The organism is Aeromonas sp. sif2416 (genome assembly GCF_019218665.1).
Classification (GTDB): Bacteria; Pseudomonadota; Gammaproteobacteria; order Enterobacterales; family Aeromonadaceae; genus Aeromonas; species Aeromonas encheleia.
Genome location: NZ_JAHUXC010000001.1, coordinates 306,741 through 322,859 on the forward strand (window position 1 = coordinate 306,741; position 16,119 = coordinate 322,859).

Consider the following 16,119-nt stretch of genomic DNA (forward strand, 5'->3'; position numbering starts at 1 on the left):
AAGGATTCAAACCGAATGGCTGAAACGCTGTTCGATGATGCCACCGCCCAGGCACTCTTCCCCGTCATAGAAGACGGCGGATTGCCCCGGGGTCACGGCGGCCTGTTTCTCATCGAAGATGACACGAATGGTCTCGTCGTCGATGGGCTGGATCAGGCAGGGGATATCTTCCTGGCGGTAGCGGGTCTTGACGGTGCAGCGGCGCGGCGCGCGGATCGGGGTGCGATCCACCCAGTGCAGCTGGCTGGCGATGAGGCCGTCGGAGTAGAGCCGCGGGTGCTCGCCCTGCGCCACGATCAGGGTGTTGCGTTCCACCTCTTTGTCGACCACGTACCAGGCCTCTTCGGTAGCGTCTTTACGCCCGCCGATGCCGAGCCCCTTGCGCTGGCCCAGGGTGTGATACATCAGGCCCTGGTGCTCGCCGATCACCTTGCCGTCCACGGTTTCGATGGGGCCGGGCTGGGCGGGCAGGAACTTGGCGAGGAAGTCCTTGAACTTGCGCTCGCCGATGAAGCAGATGCCGGTGGAGTCTTTCTTCTTGGCGGTGACGAGATCGAGCTGCTCGGCGATGCGGCGCACCTCCGGCTTCTCCAGATCCCCGACCGGGAACAGGCTCTGACCGATTTGTTGCTCGCTCAGGGTGTAGAGGAAGTAGCTCTGATCCTTGTTGCCATCGAGGCCGCGCAGCAGGCGCGGGCGGCCGGTGCTGTCGTCACGGCGCACATAGTGGCCGGTGGCGATGTAGGTGGCACCCAGCTCTTCGGCGGCGAATTCGAGGAACGCCTTGAACTTGATCTCCTTGTTGCACAGGATATCCGGGTTCGGCGTGCGACCCGCCTTGTACTCCGCCAGGAAGTGCTCGAACACATTGTCCCAGTACTCGGCGGCGAAGTTGATGGTATGCAGCTTCATGCCCAGCTTGTCGCAGACCGCCTTGGCATCAGCCAAATCCTGGGAGGCAGAGCAATACTCGTCCGTGTCGTCTTCTTCCCAGTTCTTCATGAACAAGCCTTCGACCTGATAACCCTGCTGCTGGAGCAGGTAGGCCGAGACGGAAGAATCCACGCCGCCGGACATGCCGACGATCACCTTGATTTGGCTGTTGTCTGTCATTAGTCGAAGTTACCAGTTCGTTTAAACGGGGCGTATTCTACCAGAATTTCGCGCCCCCGGTCACATATCCATGCCGGCGTCCCCATGAAGAGGAGGTCGGCAGGAAATCGTTTTTCTCTCTGTAGCCCCTCGGGTGCCAAACCGGTGCCAAATGGCCTCAAATAAAGGCCTTGAGGGCCGACAGCGGCAAGCGGGTGCCCCCCAGATAATCCTGGATGCACTGCCACACCAGAGGGCTGCGCAGGGCGGGCTTGCACTCGGCGATCTCGTCCAGGGTGAGCCAGTGGCAGGCCAGCACATCACCGTCAGGATCCTCTGGATGGTGCTGACCCGGCGCCTTTTCAAGGTCGAACACCAGGGCGGTGCGCACAAAGGTGGCCTCGCTGTCCGCCGGTTTGAACAGATAGACCCCCAGCCAGGCGTTGGGACGGGCGCAGAGCCCGGTCTCCTCTTTCAGCTCGCGGCAGGCGGCCTCGATCAGGTTCTCGCCCGGTTCCACATGGCCGGCGGGCTGGTTGAAGCGGCGCTGGCCCGCGATCTCCTCTTCCACCAGCAGGAAGCGGCCCTGCCAGTGCACCAGGGCGGCGACCGTCAATCTGGCCGGCATGGGGGGATGTTCGATCATGATGACTCCTTGTCTTGAGGCGCTCGCGCAGGGCGGCGGGCCGTGCCCCGGCTCGTGCCGCGGGGTTGGCCGCCATTGTGTTCGGCCGTCTGTGCGGCAGGTTGGGCGCTGCGTTCGGATGTAGTTTGCCCAGGGGAGCGCGCCTTGGCGCCGGTCTGGCGTGTCGCCGCGCCTGCGCGCTCCCGTTCGGGCTGGCGGGATCGGCTGCTGGTGCGGGAAGCTGCCGCCAGCTCGGGGGCGGGCAGGCTGTGGCTCTGCCCGGGGGCCAGGCCATCGAGGGTCCAGTCACCGATGGCGTAGCGAATGAGGCGCAGGGTGGGATGGCCGATGTGGGCGGTCATGCGCCGCACCTGGCGGTTGCGTCCCTCCACTATCTTGATCTCGAGCCAGCGGGTGGGGATCTCCTTGCGATCGCGGATCGGCGGATTGCGTGGCCACAGCTCGGGTTCGTCCATGATCCGCGCCCCGGCGGGCAGGGTCATGCCGTCGTTGAGCTCGACCCCGGCGCGCAGGGCCGCCAGTGCCTCCTCGCTCGGCACGCCTTCCACCTGCACCCAGTAGGTCTTGGGGGTCTTCTCCCCAGGCTGGGTGAGGCGCGCTTGCAGCTTGCCGTCGTTGGTGAGCAGCAAGAGCCCCTCGCTGTCGCGGTCCAGCCTGCCGGCGGCATAGATGCCGGGCTCCTTGATGTAATCCTTGAGGGTCTCTCGTCCCGCCTCGTCGGTGAACTGGCACAGCACCATGTAGGGCTTGTTCAGCAGCAGCAACTTGCGATCGGCTGGCGCCAGCACCGGCTTTTGCTCGGCAGGGTTGCCAATGCGTGAGCGTGCATTGAGGGGGCGGTCTGCGGCAGCCGGGCGGCCGGAGAGGGAGATACGGGGACGGGCAGATTTCATCGAATGCACACCAACAGCAAGGGATGCGGCAGTGTATCACAGGGGGGGCGACTGGGAGATGAACGGCGGTGGGCCGGCGGGGGACCCTTAACTCAGCTCAGCAGGCTCTCGATGACGATGGCCTGACGGGCGGGGGCCGTGCTGGCGTGTTGCAGTGCCATGCTGACCACCTCGTCTATCATGGCGCGGGCCAGCCGGGTGAGGGGGCGCAACTGCTCGGGGGGAAGCCCGGCCGGGATCGCCAGTAGCAGCAGGGTCTGCACCGGGCCCAGGGTTGAGCCCCATTCGATGGGCTCGGCGCAGTGGAGCAGCGAGAGGGCGGGCTGGCGGATGGCGGGGCAGATCACATGGGGCATGGCGAGGCCGGGCCGGATGATGGTCGCGGCGAGCTGTTCGCGGCTGGCGATGGCCTGCTCCAGCATAGGCCTGTCGCGCACCAGCTCGGCCGGTAGCAGATCCACCAGCACCTTCAGCGCCAGGGCCTTGTCGAGGGGCGCCGTGGCGTGGCCAAGCTGGTTGAGTGCGAAACAGTAGTCGGGCTGGGCGGCGGCGAGGCGCTGCTCGGCCAGGGCCGCCGATCCCGGACGGCCAAGGGGCTGACCCAGCTCGCCGCACCAGCAGGTAAACGCCATGTGGGCGAGCTCGGCATCCAGCCCTTCGATCAGCAGCTGGCAGAGATCACCGGGCTGGGTGCCCAGGGTGAGCAGTGCGAGCAGGTTATCCGCCCCGACGCTCTGGCGACGGCTGATGTTGATGAAGCCGATCTGGGACTTGAACAGCCCGGCCAGTCGGCTCAGCTGCTTGCCCTGGGCTATGGTCAGGCCCTGACGGCAGCAGAAGGTGAGTTCGCGGCGGAGCATTCAGACGCCGGGCGTCAGGGTCTTGAGCACGGCGGCCGCATCCAGCAGCACGGCTTCCAGCGATACCTGGCGCAGGGGGCAGCCGAGGAAGCGCTCCTTCTGCTCGATCTCGATATCGGAGGCGATCAGCACCAGGTCCGCGCCGGCGATGTCCCGGGCGGTCAGTATGTTCTCCAGACCCATGGCGCCCTGGGTCTCAACCTTGATCTTCAGCCCCAGCTTGTCGGCGGCTCTTTGCAGCGCCTCGGCGGCCATGTAGGTGTGGGCTATGCCGGTGGGGCAGGCGGTGACGGCGAGGATCTTCATCGGTTCTCGGGGCTCATGACATGGGGGCAACAAGATAGCGCCAACCGCGGGCCTTTACCAAAGCCGCGGGGCAAAAATGGGATCTCGGCGGTGCTCCGGCACCCGGCACCAGGGGGATGATGGTCGCTCGGAGCCCTCTGCCGACTCCCTCGCTGACCCCAGATCCTGGCTCTTTGCCTGAAAAGTGGCAGGACTTGCATCGGCGAGCAGACCCGAGAGTTGGGGAGGTCCTTGGCCAGAGCGCCAGTTTCAAACAAGATCCCGGGTTTCTCTTTGTTCTCTTGAGTCAGGCAAATAATGCCGTCGTCACATCCCGCAACTGATCTTGAGTCTCGCTAAACCAGAGGGAAACAGGTCAATATTCTGGGTGGATATCCAAGGTGAATCGCCTGCAGTACAGGGCACAGCTACTTATCCAGAGGGTTGTCATTTGTCCGCTGCGCTCCCCGACCAACTCTGAAATACCTTTCTTATTTGTTCCGATCAACCGTCTGATAAGTTTGGATTTGATCTGTTGGGCCGAAACGGTACTAGCTGAATCCTAGTCACTCCATCGTGCCAGTAAACGCGCCAGAAAGCCCGGCAGGCCAGGCTGGTGACGACAGCTCTCCAGATTACCGGCCAGCAATTTCAGACCGGCCACCAGAATGCCCAGCCAGAGGAAAACCTCCCCAAGACGTTCGGCCCAGTGCTGACGATGCTCAATCACCTGCTCCAGCACAGTGGTGGGGCCGGCCTGGGATTGTTGCGATGCCAGGATGCTCTGCAAGAACCAAGGTAGTAACAGGGAGAAGATAATAGACCCTGCAATCCCGATCAGCAGCGCCCCTTGCCAACTGATACGCAGCATGGCGCTGGCGGCATCGCCGACCAGTGAACCGCGTCTGCGCCGATAGTAACCTCGACCCATTATCCCCTCCTTGAGAGGTTGTGGTGATGGGATTAACGGGGAGGTATCGTTCCATGCGCTCCCCACTATCCGATATCCAAGGAATCATTATGTGCACAAAAATGCGTGCGTTAAATAGCCTGCATTCTAATCGGCACCCCATTTTTCGTGTTTGATAAGGAGCCATGGAGCACAATCAGGCTCTCTTCGCCGATGACTATGAATCTCTGGGGCTGGCTCGACCTGAACCCTGTCTCCGAGCTCACTGCCAAGTGGTTCAAGGCGTTAGCCGAGCAGGCCTGTGGTATGAGTCGAGGCGGCATGAAGTCATGCCCCTCTTGCATGGGCGAATGCTGCTGAACACACATCTACAGCTCAAGCTGCATGCCAAGTTCCACCACCCTGTTGGTCGGGATCTGGAAGAAATCGGTTGCCCGGGAGGAGTTGCGATTCATCCAGATAAACAGCCCTTCACGCCAGCGCACCATACCCGGTAAATCGGTGCTGATGAGGTACTCGTAGGAGAGAAAGAAGGAGGTGTTGTTGAGCTTCACTATCAGTTTATGCTCGGCGCAAGCCTGGAATATTTCCGCCATTGACGGGGTCTCCTGGTAACCAAAGTTGGCCACCACCTGCCAGAACCCTGCTCCTATCTGGGTCAACTCCAGTCGCTCCTCCATGGGCAACCAGGGCTCATCCTTTACCCTTACGGTCAGGAAGATGACCCGTTCATGCAACACCTTGTTGTGTTTGAGGTTATGCAAAATGGCATGGGGGGCCACCTTGATCGACTTGGAAAGAAATACCGCGGTACCCGGTACCCGCAGGGGAGGGTGACGCTGCATATCATCGACGAAAGGCTGCAGTGCCAGCGACTTGTTCTCGAGCTTGTCGAGCACCAGTTCGCGCCCACGCTTCCAGGTGGTCATCACCACTATGGTCAGCAAGGCGAACAACACGGGCAACCAGCCACCAGAGAAGAATTTAGTGGTGTTGGCTGCGAAGAAGGCCAGATCCAGCAGCAGTAGCGGTGTGCCCACCAAACCGATGAGCCAGAGGGGTTGTTTCCAGCGATGGAGCGCCACAACCATCAGCAACAGCGTGGTGATGACCATGGTACCGGTCACGGCAATGCCATAAGCGGCAGCCAGATTGCTTGAGCTCTTGAACCAGAAGATCACCAGCACTATCCCCCCCAACAGCAGCCAGTTGACCAGAGGTAGATAGATCTGGCCCTTCTCGTGCGCAGAGGTGTAGCGGATCTCCTGGCGCGGCAGAAATCCGAGCAATATAGCCTGCCGTACCACGGAATAGAGACCGGAAATGACCGCCTGAGAGGCGATAACGGTCGCCATGGTGGCCAGCACAATCAGTGGCAAGGTCATCCAGGAAGGGGCCAGCAGATAGAAAGGGTTCTCGATGGCCTCGGGGTGACGCAGCAATAACGCACCCTGACCGAAATAGTTGAGCAACAGGGCCGGCATCACCAGGCTACCCCACGCCAGCTGGATCGCCCCGCGCCCAAAGTGCCCCATGTCGGCATAAAGCGCCTCGGCGCCCGTCACGCACAACACGACCGCACCCAGCACAACAAAGGCTGTCCCCGGATTCGTCAGCAGGAAGTCAACCGCATAGAGCGGGTTGATGGCCCTCAGGATGGCGGGGGTCTGCGCTATTTCGAGCAGGCCGAGCAGCGCCAGGGTAGCGAACCAGATCAGCATGATGGGGCCAAACCAACGGCCAATCCCGGCCGTTCCATAGTGCTGGACACCAAACAGCACGATCAGCACCACCAGCACGATAGGGAAGACAAAGGGAGCCAGGTTCGGGGCCACTATCTGTAACCCCTCCACGGCGGAGAGCACGGAAATAGCCGGGGTGATCACCGCATCCCCGACGAACAACCCCACCCCGGCCAGTCCCAACAACATCACCACCGCACGGGTGCGTGAAGAGAGGCGACGAGCGGCGAGGGAGGCCAGCGTCAGTATGCCTCCCTCGCCCTTGTTGTCGGCCCGCAGTACCAGCAGCACGTATTTGAGCGAAACGACAATCATGATGGTCCAGAAGAAGAGAGACACTATCGAGTAGATCTCCTCTTTGCCTGGCTGCAACCCCATATGCCCGGCAAAACTCTGCTTCAAGGCGTAGAGCGGACTGGTGCCTATGTCACCGTAAACCACGCCCAACGCGGCCAACGTCGTGGCCATTCTGCCTTGCCGTGCTCCATTGCTCATCATGAAATTCCATTTCAATTCACCATGTTAACGATAGCATGGTGAGGCAGGTCGACAGTGAAATGACGAGAGGAGGCAAGTGCATCATCAAGGGAACAGAGGTCACCGTTACCATCGGGCCAACTCGCGAAGTTGAGTGCAGCGTGTGTGGCCAACACGAAAGTTCGATGGGGTGAATGGGCTTTGGAATGGGCGAGGAGTGGCAGCTATTGGTGCGACCAGCAACTTCGGCCTAGGGAGCACCATCCACGCTGGGAGTTGTCTACGAGTCGCTCCTCAAACCGTGGCCGAGATATCATGGCCTCGCGGACAGTGTCGGGGGAACTATGACACTGGCCGGCGTAGGTAATGAGCCACCTGATGAACACCATCGATGACCAGGGAATGGCGCCAACCACTTATGAAATCGAGGTTTAACCCCCTGTTTGATGTCTATCAAACTCGGTGGTTCTTGATCCGCCACATTTGATAAATGTGGCCTGAGCTCTGTTTGTCGCTTTACCTAGAAAGGTTAATCCCCCCCTTTTCGCCCTCATCGCCACACACTCTCGGCCGTTTCATACCGCCACGCCAGAGCTGATGCTTTCAGCCTGTGGGGGAATTATGCGAGTGACCTCGTTGCTTGATTTTCCATTCCTCTCCATCACTCGACCTGGGCTAAACAACCTGAAATGCCGCATTTTTGGCAAATAGCGCCGTCAAGGCGCAGGGATATGCCAATACGGTCGGGGGGACTCTCTGCCACATTAGGTGTCCCGGACCGGCGCAGGGAGGCGCCAGCGGCGTGACTACACCGGCACGGGCATCTACCCCAACCATGGAGAGTCCTATGCTTGCACTAAAACCCTTGGCGTGTCTGTTGTTGGCTGGCTGGGCCACCGCCCTGGCCGCCACCGAGGCCCCCGTCTCCCTGCCCTCGCCCGCCATGGTGCCGGCAGATCTGGCCGGCGCCGAGCACGGCCAGTCCCTCACTACCCTGCCGGCGCCGCGGCTGCATCGCCTGCTGCCGCCGCCCGCCGCCCTCGAGCTGGCGCAAGATCCCCACGTCCGGCGCGATCGAGAGCCCGACTGGCGCGCCCAGGCCCAGACCCAGGTCCAGGCCCAGAGCCTGATGGCCGAGGGGGGCGATTGTCGCGATCCGGCCGGCTTCCTCGACAAATCCGGTGCGGCGCTGGCCGACTACCTGGAGGGTCTGCCCGAGGTGTCGTGTACCTATGGCCTCTTCTCTCTGACGGCGGACGACGGCGTCCGCATCTATGACACAGCCAACCTGCTGGCGGTGGCCGGACGGTTGCAGGCGCGCGCCGCCGACTATCAGGGCAGCGGCCGTGGCCTCGCCAATCTGGTGCTCTATCTGCGCGCCGGCTATTACAACGCCATCGCCCGCGATCTCTACCCGGAGCCACCGCTCACGGTGCGCGACGCGATCCGGGTCGGCCTCGATCGACTGCTGGACAACCCGGCCCTGTTCATCCCCAATCCGGACGCGGGCAGCACGATCGGGGAGAGCTTCACCCTGATGACCAATCTCCATGATGAGGCCTATTACCTGCCGCGTCTCAAACCCCTCATCGCCCGTGTCACCAATCGAGACGGACAGCCGGATGCCGCCGATGCCCTCAAGCACTGGGAGGTGGGGTCGGGTTACACCGGCCTGCTGACCGTCCTGTTCATGTCCCACTACCGCGCTGAGGGGCGCGCCCTGGCCGAGCGAGACGGCAGCTACGCCGAGGCCCTGTTCGCCTTCGTGCAGGGCAACCAGGCCGCCCTGCTCGGCACCAGCTACGCCTACCAGCTCACCGACAGCCTGAACGAGGCCCTGCGCTACATGCAGTATCCGGCCCACTTCGCCGCATCGCGGGCCAGGATCGAGCAGATCCTGGCAAAGAGCAGTCTGGATGGTCCCGGCGCCGATCTCTGGTTAGCGGCCGCCAGTGCCGTGAAATACTATGACAATGCCCATTGCGCCGAGTACGGCACCTGTGACTTCGAGCAGCGGCTGGCCGACGTCGTGCTGCCGATCCGCCACGAGTGCGGGTCGACACTGCGCATCCGAGCCCAGGATATGACAGAGCAGCAACTGACCGAGAGCTGCACAGCCTTGGCCAACGAGGAGCAATACTTCCACCGCATGCTGAAGACCCAGAACCGGCCACTGCCGGGCGACGTCAACGACGCGCTGGAGGTGGTGGTGTTCGACGACTACGCCAACTACAGCCGCTACGCTGGCCTCATCTACGGCATCGCCACCGACAACGGCGGCATGTATCTGGAAGGTGATCCCGACCAACCCGGCAACCAGGCACGTTTCATCGCCCACGAGGCCTCCTGGCTGCGCCCCCTGTTCTCGGTGTGGAATCTGGAGCACGAGTATGTGCACTATCTGGATGGCCGTTTCAACATGGCCGGCGACTTCGCCCGTGCCATCAGCCAGCCCACCGTCTGGTGGATAGAAGGTCTGGCCGAGTATCTGTCCCTTGGCAACGACAACGCCAAGGCGATCGAGGCGGCCCAGGCCGGCACCTATCCCCTGTCGACCATCTTCGGCAACACCTATGACATGAACGACTATGGGACCCGCGCCTACCGCTGGGGCTATATGGCGGTGCGCTACATGTTCGAACACCACAGGGACAGGGTGGACGATACCGTGACCAGATTTCGCGCCGACGACTATGACGGCTACTGGTCGACCATGCAGGATCTGACCTATGACGACGACTTCGCCGCCTGGGTGCAGACGGCCACCACGGCCGGCCAGCCGCCCGAGCCGGACTGCGGCTATCCCGACGATCAGCTCATCGACGCGACCTGTGCCCGCACCGGTATCGCTGCGGACGACATCCGCTACTTCTACGTCTTCGTGCCCCAGGGGACGACACTGCTGACGGTGCAGACCCGAGGTGGCAGTGGCGATGCCAACCTCTATGTCATGCACCGGGGCTGGCCGAACCGGGACAGCTACGATCAGGGCTCGGCCAATGGCGGCAACGACGAGACAGTCACCATCCAGGCACCCGAGGGCGGCGCCTACTACCACATAGCGGTGGACGCCGGTGCACCCTACCGGGATCTGAGCCTCAGTGTGGGGTTGGCTCAATAGGTGGGTACGACGCGCCGCACCGGCGGCGCGTCAATTCCCCCGGCGCAGCAACTGCCGGTACTGGCGTGGAGACAGGCCTGTCAGGGCACGAAACTGCCGCGACAGGGCGCTCTGATCGCAAAAGCCGCACCGCAATGCGATGTCAGCGATGGCTATATCGCTGCCCTTTAGCCAGTTGATCGCGATGTCGATGCGAGTCTTGGTGATGAACTGGCCGGCGGAGAGCTGGAAGATTCGCTTCATGCGCCGCTCAAACTGGGCGACTGATACTCCGGCCCGTCGTGCCAGCGATTCAATGCGCAAGGGGGCGGGATAATGGGTCAGGATGTGATCGACCGCCTCGACGAAGCGAGCGTCGATGAATCCGGCCCGGCTCGGCTCGTGCAGATCGCGTGACATGCATACCAGGCCTATGATGGCGCCACCGGCGTCGCGCAGCGGCTCCTTGTTGGTCAGGCACCAGCCGGGGCTGCGGTCGTTAAACAGGGTCAGATCGAGATTGTCCACTACGGGCTCACCGGTGTCGAACAGACGCAGGTCCTGGGCCTGGTAGCGCACGGCCATGTGGGGCGGGAAGATCTCGTGGGCCGTCTTGCCGATGGCGTCATGCCGGCTCGCCAGGCCACAGCGCTCAGTACAGGACTCGCTGATGCTCACATAGCGGCCAGCCCTGTCCTTGATGGAGAAGACAATGTCCGGGGCCCGATCGAACAGGGTCTCGAGGCACCGCGCGTCGGGCAGCGCCCGAAAAAACTGCTGCCGCCAGGTATCCAGATCGGCGCGCAGATGCCCCGGGCTGGGTTTTTTGGGGGGCAGCCGTGCCGCGAGGGCGCTGGGAGTCTCTCTCATCGTCCATATCCTTGTTTGTGTGTCCATACGAATCTCTCTAGCCAGTGTAGCAACCTCCGGTATGGGCTGCCCCGCCCTGTGCCATATCCGGATTGCACACTCAGTTGCCACCGTCGTCCGGCATTGTCAGGTTGTTTAGAGCCGCTAACAAAACCGAGTTGATTCGAATGATGCCAACCCCAACATAGGCGGCATGACATGCTGGCGACGCCTTCATGAAGCCTTGCTGACCGAGTTACACCAAGCGGCTCACATCGACTGGAGTAGAGCAAGCATTGATGGAACAAGCGTCAAACAAAGATGAAAGAATGAAAAGAGGTTGAGAGGGTAGACAGTGAGTAGAGAGTAAATAATTACTGTCTACCTCTCTGTATTCCTTATACAGCAAGGCTTTGAGAGCCTTAGGTAGGCAAGGTAGAGAGACTTTTCAAAAAGTCCTACGCATGGGGGAATCAGATAAAAGGGTGCCGCACTGGGTGCCTCTTGGTGTCTGCTGGCTGGTGCTTGGGATTCGCTGGTTTCGTCATGACTCTTGGCTGTCCTACCAAGGGTACTCACAGGCGGAGTACCCATTTCGCCGTTTAGGTGATTGAGTATCGATGTGGTGCCGGCGCTCATGGTGGCCTCGCAGCTCATGGGCTAGGGAGTGATCATCACCGTTCACCACCATGTGCCGCAGCATCAGCAAGGCATAGGCCTGCTCCTGCTGCTCCCCGGCGTTTTCCAGGTGAGCGGCCACGATGTTGTTCTGAATGGCCATCATCAGCGAGTCAGCAGCAAGGGGGATCTGGATCCCAAGGTGGGTAACCAATGGTTTGTAAAGTTCCTTGCCTCCACAAGCCCACAAGAACAGGTGAACATACCCCAAGAATCGGACTATTTGAAAAGTCAGAAGGATACTGCCTAGCGAGCGCAAGCCGTGGGCCACAAGTCGCTCGCCGTAGCCCAGTCGCTTAAGGGCAGCATTCGCGCTCTAGTCGTTGATATGACCGAGCGGATCACGGTATCCGACCGTGCCCTGGCAGTTCGATACCTCCCTGGCCGATGTGGCCATCCCCCGCGCCATCATCACGACGCTGGGCAGTGACTTCCAACCGGGGCAGGCAGCCAACGGGATATGGGTCAGCGGTGGCCATCAGGGCATCAGTGCGCGGGTGCTGCGGCAGGGTACGGCGGGCGAGCGGCAGGCGCCGACCATCACCCACCCGCTGGTGTGCGATGTGTTGGCGGCCCGAGCCCAGGGCGTGGTGGCCCTGGCCAAGACCCTGCCGAGGCGCACCCAGACCATCGAGCTGCCACTGTCGGCAGATACGGGTCTCATCCTGCCGGGGGCACTGCTCGCGGTGGATGGCTGGAAGGGCTATAACCGGGGCGTCAGGGTCTCTGCTGCGCTGCAGAACAGGGCCATGACGGTACGCCAGCAACTGAGCGTGGAGCGTTTTGTATGAACCTGTTTAAGCGATTCATGGAGCTGGTGCCCGGCGCCGACCCACTGCTGGTCGGTACCGTCACGGCGACGACTGGCACTAGCAGCACGTTGGAGGCGTTGGGCGGTGGCGTGGTGGTGCGAGGGGGAGGGGTGGCCATTGGCCAGAAGGCCTTTTACCAGGCGGGGGCGATAGTGGGCTCTGCACCGGACCTGCCCACCTATGAAATCGAGGTTTAACCCCCTGTTAAACGTTTTTCAAACTCGGTGATTCTGAATTCGCCAAGTTTGATAAATGTGGCCTGAGCTCTGTTTATCGTTTTACCCGGAATGGTTTTTCATTTTTCGCGGCGGGCTACACATATTGCCTCTTAGTACCACTGAATTTAGTACCACAGCCCTTGTGGTACTCATAATGGTACTAAATGAGCTGGCTTCTGGCGACTCCCTCGGACTTTTACGGACAACAAAAAACCCGCAAAGCCTTACGCTGTGCGGGTTTCTGTACTTCTTCGTTCCCGGCCGGAACATTGTTTGGTGGAGCTGGGGGGATTTGAACCCCCGTCCAAAATTACTACATCCTCGGTACTACATGCTTAGTCACTCTTTACATTCGCCAACACGCTGCGGAGAGACACGCCACGCATTGACTAGCTCGATTGGTTTTAATGCTTCCGCCCCGAGCAGGACTTCCACACGATCCTGTGAAGGATGACCTTCCGATTCCCTAGGACACAGGCAAGCTAGGGTAGAAGGGCTCAGCGCAGGTTATTAAGCTGCGAGTGCGTAGTTTTCGTCGTTTGCGACTATTTTTTTGCGGTTTGTTAACGAGGCCTACCGCACCTCGGCATGCACCTTGGGTTTCGTGAATCTTGTCGAATCCAGAATCAGCCCCAAGTTGTCAAAAGCGATTGTACGCAAAAATCCTGTCATGGCAAGGCGTTGATGGCAATCGACCGGCCTTGGCCGGTCGATTGCTGGTTTATTGGACGCCGCGCGGGCGAGCGCGACTCGCCATCAGCCGCGGTTCTTGTTCTTCATGATGCGGGCTTTTTCTCTATCCCATTCGCGGGCCTTGGTGTCTTCCCGCTTGTCGTGTTCTTTCTTGCCCTTCACCAGGCCGATCTCGACCTTGACCCAGCACTCTTTCCAGTACAGCGCCAGCGGCACTATGGTGTAGCCCTGGCGGGCGGTCAGGCTCTCCAGCTTGTCGAGTTCACGACGGCTCAGCAGCAGTTTGCGGGTACGGGTCGGGTCACACACCACGTGGCTGGAGGCGGCATTCAGCGGCAGGAAGGTGGAGCCGAACAGGAAGGCTTCTCCCTGCAGGAAGATGACATAGGCTTCGCTGATGTTGGCCTTGCCCGCCCGCAGGGACTTGACTTCCCACCCTTGCAGGGACAGACCGGCTTCCACACGCTCTTCGATGAAGTACTCGTGACGGGCGCCTCTGTTGAGTGCAATGGTGCTGGACCCGGCTTTGTTTTTACTGTTCTTTTTGCTCATGACGGGGGCCTTCGGCAATGTTGATGAAGGCGCATTATACGTGGGTGGCGGCGGCTGTAAAACGCGCAACCGCTCGAGTGGTGGCTTTGTGAGCAGTTATGGAACGATTTTGGCTGGCAGGGTGATGGGAACCCGGGTAATCGTGGCTGCAAAGTGCACTATGGCTCAGGCGACGGCGTCCTGAGCCGCTGCGAAATAATGTGGGTTGGCGGGGTGATCTGAAGGTGGGGGAGCGGTTGCACAACACACAATTGCGCGAGTGACGGCTTTGTGAACGGTTTCGGCGGTGATTTTGGCTGACAAGGTGATAAAATCGGTCCGATTGGATGAGGAAAGCCCATGCCCCGTATTACTCGCAGTGCCCTGGTGATGTTCAGTGCCGAACAAATGTTCCGGCTGGTCAACGATGTTCACGCTTACCCCGAGTTCCTGCCCGGTTGTGTCGGCAGCCGCGTCCACGAGACCGGCGAGGACTACATGACGGCCTCGGTCGATGTGGCCAAGGCGGGCATTGCCAAGACCTTTACCACCCGCAATCTGCTCGATACCAACCGCCGGATCAAGATGGAGCTGGTGGAAGGTCCCTTCAAGACGCTGGCGGGCTGGTGGACCTTCACCCCGCTGGATGTGGATGCCTGCAAGGTGGAGTTCGATCTCGACTTCGAATTCACCTCCAAGCTGATCGAGCTGGCCTTTGGCCAGATCTTCCGCGATCTGGTGGGCTCCATGGTGCTCGCCTTCTCCAACCGCGCCAAGGTGGTCTACGGTGTCTGATCTGCTCAATATCGAAGTCGCCTACGCCCTGCCCGAGCGGCAAACCGTGCTGCGTATCCGGGTCGCCCCCGGCACCAACGTGCTGGCCGCCATCGAGCAGTCCGGCATAGTGCAGAAGCACCCGGAGATCGATCTCGCGGTCAACAAGTTCGGCATCTACAGCCGCCCGGTCAAGGGCACCGAGCCGGTGCAGGATGGCGATCGCGTCGAGATCTACCGCCCGCTCCTCGCCGATCCTAAGGAGATGCGCAAGAAGCGGGCCGAGAAGGCCAAGGAAGAGGGACGTGCCGATGTGGTCACCGGCGGGCGGCCCGACGTCCACCGCAAGCGGGACGATGGCGAATCGACCTGATGCGGGGAAGACCGAGCAATGAAAAGAGGCGCCATGGCGCCTCTTTGCTATTGGATGTTTTACCACAGGGGCTGCACTGGCCTGGGCCTTACAGGGTTAGCAGTCGCTCGTTCTGCACTATCTCTACCCCCTGCGCCTGATAGGCCAGCACCGTCATGGCGTGGGCCACCTGACTCGCCTCTATGGCCCGCCAGCGCTTGAGGGGTCCCCGCAACAGCGGCCTGATCAACGGATAGATGGCCTGAATGACTTGCTCTGACTTGCGCGGCGGTTGGCGATGGCCAAGCAACATGGCGGGGCGCACCAGCACGAGCCGTTGCCACTCTTGCGCCAGCAAGGCCTGCTCCATCTGCCCCTTGGTGCGGGGATAGAGGGCGGGGGAGCGGGCACTGGCCCCCAGGCTGGAGACGACCAGCAGGCGGCGGCAACCGTGGCGACGGGCGAGGGCGGCGAAGGTCAGCACATAGTCGTGGTCGACCCGGCGAAACGCCTCGTCGGAGCCGGCCTCCTTGCGGGTGGTGCCGAGGCAGCAGAAGGCGAGATCGATGGGGGTGGGCAGCTCGAGCCTGTCCAGCCGCTCGAAGTCCACCGGCAGCCAGTGGCGGCCGGGGGCCGCTTCTCCCGCCTTGCGACAGAGCAGGGTCAGCTGATGCTCTGGGCCGAGCTGGCGGACCAGCGCCTGCCCAATCAGGCCGGTTGCCCCCGCGATCAGGATCTGGCTCATGCTTGCCTCCTCATGACGCAGATAGAACAAAACCGGCCTTGGCCGGTTTTGTGGGATATCAGAGCGGGGTGGTGAAGGCTGCGGGCAGCGGGAAGTCTCCCGTGGCTGTTGCCAGCCTGTCCCCCACGAAGTTCAGGGTCAGCTCCTTGCGTTCCTTGTCACCACGGCCCGGTTGGAACTCATAGAGATAATACCAGGTGTTGGGGTCAAAGCCGTCGCGCAGCATGGGAGAACCCAGCACGAACTCGACCTGCTCGCGGGTCATGCCCTGGCGCAGTTTATCGACCTGTTTTTGTTCCACGTAGTTGCCCTGGGGAATATCGATGCGATAGACCAGGCTGCAACCGGACAGGGTGAGGGCGGTCAGGGCCGCGGCAATCAGGTGTTTCATCCGCATATCGGGTTCAGATCATCCATACAGTCTTTTTAGCTTGGCAAATCATACCCACTCCCTCCACGGAA

General features: G+C 61.2%; 17 protein-coding genes, 1 other RNA gene and 3 pseudogenes. 8 read left to right on the forward strand and 13 right to left on the reverse strand.

Going from position 1 to position 16,119, the window contains the following annotated elements; all coding sequences use genetic code 11:
- Positions 1 to 6: 6 nt before the first annotated feature.
- The 7 genes from mnmA to KW821_RS01375 all read right to left on the reverse strand — a co-directional run bounded on the left by mnmA (position 7) and on the right by KW821_RS01375 (position 6,923).
- Positions 7 to 1,113, reverse strand: coding sequence for a tRNA 2-thiouridine(34) synthase MnmA (gene mnmA, locus KW821_RS01345; RefSeq protein WP_042653880.1), 1,107 nt, complete (start codon positions 1,111 to 1,113; stop codon positions 7 to 9).
- Positions 1,114 to 1,270: 157 nt separating this feature from the next.
- Positions 1,271 to 1,738: an NUDIX hydrolase gene (locus tag KW821_RS01350; protein WP_042653879.1), complete on the reverse strand. Its 468-nt coding sequence runs from the start codon at positions 1,736 to 1,738 to the stop codon at positions 1,271 to 1,273.
- Positions 1,735 to 2,631, reverse strand: a complete 897-nt coding sequence (locus tag KW821_RS01355; protein ID WP_218290029.1) for a pseudouridine synthase — start codon at positions 2,629 to 2,631, stop codon at positions 1,735 to 1,737. The genes KW821_RS01350 and KW821_RS01355 overlap by 4 nt, the downstream gene beginning before the upstream one ends.
- A gap of 92 nt (positions 2,632 to 2,723) precedes the next feature.
- Positions 2,724 to 3,491, reverse strand: a complete 768-nt coding sequence (locus tag KW821_RS01360; protein ID WP_218290030.1) for a PTS sugar transporter subunit IIA — start codon at positions 3,489 to 3,491, stop codon at positions 2,724 to 2,726.
- Complete coding sequence (locus tag KW821_RS01365; protein ID WP_042653876.1) at positions 3,492 to 3,797, reverse strand: PTS fructose transporter subunit IIB; 306 nt, start codon at positions 3,795 to 3,797, stop codon at positions 3,492 to 3,494. It lies immediately after the preceding gene.
- Between the two features lie 541 nt (positions 3,798 to 4,338).
- Positions 4,339 to 4,707 carry a hypothetical protein gene (locus KW821_RS01370; protein ID WP_218290032.1) on the reverse strand — a complete coding sequence of 123 codons (369 nt, stop codon included), beginning with the start codon at positions 4,705 to 4,707 and terminating at the stop codon, positions 4,339 to 4,341.
- 347 nt (positions 4,708 to 5,054) lie between these two features.
- Positions 5,055 to 6,923, reverse strand: coding sequence for a potassium transporter Kup (locus KW821_RS01375; protein ID WP_218290034.1), 1,869 nt, complete (start codon positions 6,921 to 6,923; stop codon positions 5,055 to 5,057).
- A 524-nt stretch (positions 6,924 to 7,447) separates the two neighbouring features.
- Between KW821_RS01375 and KW821_RS21615 the strand changes: the two are divergent.
- Positions 7,448 to 7,549 (forward strand): annotated as a pseudogene (locus KW821_RS21615) (IS6 family transposase); the annotation flags it as partial.
- Between the two features lie 203 nt (positions 7,550 to 7,752).
- On the forward strand, positions 7,753 to 10,026 hold the full coding sequence (locus KW821_RS01380; RefSeq protein WP_218290036.1) for a M9 family metallopeptidase: 2,274 nt from the start codon (positions 7,753 to 7,755) through the stop codon (positions 10,024 to 10,026).
- A gap of 30 nt (positions 10,027 to 10,056) precedes the next feature.
- On the opposite strand, the gene KW821_RS01385 is transcribed toward KW821_RS01380, so the two are convergent.
- Positions 10,057 to 10,875 carry an AraC family transcriptional regulator gene (locus tag KW821_RS01385; protein ID WP_218290038.1) on the reverse strand — a complete coding sequence of 273 codons (819 nt, stop codon included), beginning with the start codon at positions 10,873 to 10,875 and terminating at the stop codon, positions 10,057 to 10,059.
- 190 nt (positions 10,876 to 11,065) lie between these two features.
- On the opposite strand from KW821_RS01385, the pseudogene KW821_RS21880 reads away from it, so the two are divergent.
- Positions 11,066 to 11,167 (forward strand): annotated as a pseudogene (locus KW821_RS21880) (IS5/IS1182 family transposase); the annotation flags it as partial.
- 354 nt (positions 11,168 to 11,521) lie between these two features.
- Positions 11,522 to 11,782 carry a hypothetical protein gene (locus KW821_RS01390; protein ID WP_218290040.1) on the forward strand — a complete coding sequence of 87 codons (261 nt, stop codon included), beginning with the start codon at positions 11,522 to 11,524 and terminating at the stop codon, positions 11,780 to 11,782.
- On the opposite strand, the pseudogene KW821_RS21885 reads toward KW821_RS01390, so the two are convergent.
- Positions 11,756 to 11,884 (reverse strand): annotated as a pseudogene (locus KW821_RS21885) (integrase); the annotation flags it as partial. The gene KW821_RS01390 and the pseudogene KW821_RS21885 sit on opposite strands and share 27 nt — an antisense overlap.
- A 4-nt stretch (positions 11,885 to 11,888) precedes the next feature.
- Here KW821_RS21885 and KW821_RS01395 point away from each other — a divergent pair.
- Together KW821_RS01395 and KW821_RS01400 are read left to right on the forward strand one after the other, a co-directional pair.
- A complete protein-coding gene (locus tag KW821_RS01395; protein WP_042652561.1) occupies positions 11,889 to 12,323 on the forward strand; it encodes a hypothetical protein in 435 nt (144 codons plus the stop codon).
- A complete protein-coding gene (locus KW821_RS01400; RefSeq protein ID WP_042652560.1) occupies positions 12,320 to 12,541 on the forward strand; it encodes a hypothetical protein in 222 nt (73 codons plus the stop codon). The genes KW821_RS01395 and KW821_RS01400 overlap by 4 nt, the downstream gene beginning before the upstream one ends.
- Before the next feature lie 295 nt (positions 12,542 to 12,836).
- Here the strand turns inward: KW821_RS01400 and ssrA are convergent.
- Positions 12,837 to 13,196, reverse strand: a transfer-messenger RNA (tmRNA) gene (gene ssrA, locus KW821_RS01405).
- A gap of 122 nt (positions 13,197 to 13,318) precedes the next feature.
- Positions 13,319 to 13,807: an SsrA-binding protein SmpB gene (gene smpB, locus KW821_RS01410; protein ID WP_042652537.1), complete on the reverse strand. Its 489-nt coding sequence runs from the start codon at positions 13,805 to 13,807 to the stop codon at positions 13,319 to 13,321.
- Between the two features lie 339 nt (positions 13,808 to 14,146).
- On the opposite strand from smpB, the gene KW821_RS01415 reads away from it, so the two are divergent.
- Both KW821_RS01415 and KW821_RS01420 read left to right on the forward strand, forming a co-directional pair.
- A complete protein-coding gene (locus KW821_RS01415; RefSeq protein ID WP_042652536.1) occupies positions 14,147 to 14,581 on the forward strand; it encodes an SRPBCC family protein in 435 nt (144 codons plus the stop codon).
- On the forward strand, positions 14,574 to 14,933 hold the full coding sequence (locus tag KW821_RS01420) for an RnfH family protein (RefSeq protein WP_218290042.1): 360 nt from the start codon (positions 14,574 to 14,576) through the stop codon (positions 14,931 to 14,933). Before KW821_RS01415 ends, KW821_RS01420 begins: the two co-directional genes overlap by 8 nt.
- Positions 14,934 to 15,021: 88 nt before the next feature.
- On the opposite strand, the gene KW821_RS01425 is transcribed toward KW821_RS01420, so the two are convergent.
- Both KW821_RS01425 and KW821_RS01430 read right to left on the reverse strand, forming a co-directional pair.
- Positions 15,022 to 15,657 carry an NAD(P)H-binding protein gene (locus KW821_RS01425; protein ID WP_218290044.1) on the reverse strand — a complete coding sequence of 212 codons (636 nt, stop codon included), beginning with the start codon at positions 15,655 to 15,657 and terminating at the stop codon, positions 15,022 to 15,024.
- Between the two features lie 58 nt (positions 15,658 to 15,715).
- Positions 15,716 to 16,054: an outer membrane protein assembly factor BamE gene (locus KW821_RS01430; protein ID WP_005325779.1), complete on the reverse strand. Its 339-nt coding sequence runs from the start codon at positions 16,052 to 16,054 to the stop codon at positions 15,716 to 15,718.
- Positions 16,055 to 16,119: the final 65 nt, after the last annotated feature.